Origin of the sequence: Kitasatospora sp. RG8 (genome assembly GCF_017813315.1) — a bacterium.
Taxonomy (GTDB): domain Bacteria; phylum Actinomycetota; class Actinomycetes; order Streptomycetales; family Streptomycetaceae; genus Kitasatospora.
Genome location: NZ_JAGIYX010000019.1, coordinates 1 through 2,370 on the forward strand (window position 1 = coordinate 1; position 2,370 = coordinate 2,370).

A 2,370-nucleotide genomic window follows, 5' to 3' on the forward strand; every position below is an offset into this window, starting at 1 on the left:
GGACGCCGGGGCGCCGGGCGCGACGGACTGCCCGGCGGCGGGGGCCGCCTGCCCGTCCCCGCCGGTGGCCGCGCCGGCACCGCCGGCCGCGGCCCCGCCTGCCGCCGCGGCGCCGTCACCCGGCCCGGGCTGCGGTGGCTGCCCCGCCGGCTGGGCCGGGTCGCCGACGTTGCCGTGCGCGTCGGTGCCCGGGACGAACCCGTCGCCGCCGCCGTCCTGCTGGGTGTACCCGGCCGGGGGCGGGCCGTCCGCACCCGGGTGCGGGTCGTCGCCGCCGAGGTCGGAGAAGACCAGGGGCAGCCCGACCAGCACCAGCCCGGCGACGGCCGCCGCGGCGATCATCGGCCTGGAGATCCGGCGCGGCCCGGCCTCCCCGGGCGCGGGGGGCTCCAGCTCCTGTCCGGGGACGGCGACGAGACCCCCGCGGGCTTCGCCACCGGCCGCTGCGGCGGGCGCTCCGGCGGCCGCGCCGGCCCCGTTCTGCCCACCCCTGACGGGCGGCACCGGGCCTGTGGCCACCCCTGCCGTCGTGGCCGTCGTCCGGGCCGTCGTCCGGGCCGTCGTGGATGCGGTCGGGGAGGTGGTCGGGGAGGCCGTCGTCGAGGCGGGCGTGCGGGCCGTCGTCGAGGCCTCGCCGGCCGCCGTCGGAGGCAGTTCGGCGGTATCGGCCGTCTCGGCCGCCGCCGCGTTCGCGGCCGTCCCGGCCCCCGGTGCCCCGGACGGGCCGGCGGCCGGCGACTGCGGCACCACCCACGCCACCACCGGCAGTTCGTACCCGCCGCCGGCCGGCTCGTCCGGCTGGTTCCCGCGGCCGTTCCGGTTCTTGCCCACGATGGCCCCCTGGCCCTAGACGACGACGCTCGCAGGAGGCCGCCGCTCCGGCCCTCACCGGCCGGACGACGGACCGTCCACCCGTACCCACGGACGGCGGGCCGCGGCGGGTTCAGAGGCCCCCGAATTCGTCACGCCGGCCGGACCGGAAGGCTATCCGGTGGGCGCGCTGCCGTCCGGCCGCCAGACCGGTCGCGGCGGCTCCGGCGGGTTCAGGACGAAGTCCGCGGCCCGCTGCACGGTCTCCGCGTCCGGGGCCGGGCCGAACACCCCCCGCTCCCGGACGTGCGAGCGCAGGGCGGCTTCGGGCGCGAGGGCGTACCGCTCCAGGTAGTAGGTCACGGTGTCGGTCCAGATCCACTCGCCGTCGGTGCGGTAGTGCAGCGGGACGACGCCCCTGCGGGTCGCGTCCAGCACGTCGTCCATGAGCATCGGCGTCATCAGCACCGCCGCCCCGGCCCGCAGGTACGCGACGAGGGCGGCGAGTTCCTCCGGGTCGTCGACGACGGCCCGGTCCGGGGCGAAGCCCGGCCCGGTCACCGGGTCGACACGGTCGAACACCGCCGCGAGCCGGAATCCACCGTCCGGGCCCTGCCGCACCCCGCGGTCCGCCCGCTCGCCCGTCCCCGCCATCGGTACCCGCTCCCGTCGTCCTCGGCCCCGGTCCGGCACCGCCGCGGCTGCGGCCGGCGCCGGGGCACCCTCACCCGGAGGAACGGCCGGCAGGCCCGGGGGCGTTCACCGGCCGCTCAGCCGAAGGGACGGAGCGACGGCTCAGGACCGCCGGACCGCACCCGCTCCTCGACCAGCTCCCGCAGGGCGTCCTGCTCCAGCCGCATCGCGGCCGGGGCACCGGGATTGACCAGGATGCGGCACCCCCGCGGCAGCCGTTCCAGCAGGTCCGCGACGCCGAGCACGGCGTGCTCCGGACCGCCGGCGGCCGCCAGCCACGACCGCGCCGTGAAGACGACGGCCACCGTCTCCCCGTCCGGCAGCTCGATGCCGGCGACGCCGCCCTCCCCGTCCAGCGGCACGGCGACCTGTGCCGACGCCAGTGCGCGGTAGACGTCGCCCGGCGGCCCGTACCCGGTCACGGACAACTGACCGGCGGCGTCGACCGGGTCGGTCGGCGCGGGCCACTCCAGCGCGAGCGGCGACATCCGGTACTCCTCGTTCGCCGCGAACTCCTCGACGCCGCCGTCCTCCCCCGCGCGCCACTGGCCGATGACCGCCCAGGCGGGCGGCGGCCCGTCGCCCGCCCAGGCCGGGTCGACCAGCCCGATCCAGTGCCCCGGGGCCACCCTGGCAGCGGCGGCGATGTGGTCGGGAACCCCGATCACGTCCGGTACGACGGCCCCTTCGCCGCCCGCCCCACTGGCCGCCGTCCCACCCGCACGCTCGTCCGACACGGTCACAACAACGCTCCTGTCGACTCGTTCGCCCCTCGCGGCCGCCGCGACCGCCCCGTCTCCCCCTTCTACGGCCCGCGTCCGGAGCCGCGTTCACCCCCTCAGGACCGGCGCCCGCGTGCCGGACCCC

Annotated in this window: 3 protein-coding genes and 1 pseudogene; 1 reads left to right on the top strand and 3 read right to left on the bottom strand. The window is 79.0% G+C overall.

Annotated elements, in window-relative coordinates; translation table 11 throughout:
- Positions 1-519 (bottom strand): annotated as a pseudogene (locus J5Y04_RS25615) (hypothetical protein); the annotation flags it as partial.
- Positions 520-529: 10 nt separating this feature from the next.
- Between J5Y04_RS25615 and J5Y04_RS25620 the strand changes: the two are divergent.
- Positions 530-850 carry a hypothetical protein gene (locus J5Y04_RS25620; protein ID WP_209414668.1) on the top strand — a complete coding sequence of 107 codons (321 nt, stop codon included), beginning with the start codon at positions 530-532 and terminating at the stop codon, positions 848-850.
- A 134-nt stretch (positions 851-984) separates the two neighbouring features.
- On the opposite strand, the gene J5Y04_RS25625 is transcribed toward J5Y04_RS25620, so the two are convergent.
- Positions 985-1,464, bottom strand: a complete 480-nt coding sequence (locus J5Y04_RS25625; protein ID WP_209414670.1) for a hypothetical protein — start codon at positions 1,462-1,464, stop codon at positions 985-987.
- A 116-nt stretch (positions 1,465-1,580) separates the two neighbouring features.
- Positions 1,581-2,246 (bottom strand): type VII secretion system-associated protein, encoded by a 666-nt coding sequence (locus J5Y04_RS25630; protein WP_209414672.1) that lies wholly within the window; start codon positions 2,244-2,246, stop codon positions 1,581-1,583.
- Positions 2,247-2,370 lie beyond the last annotated feature (124 nt).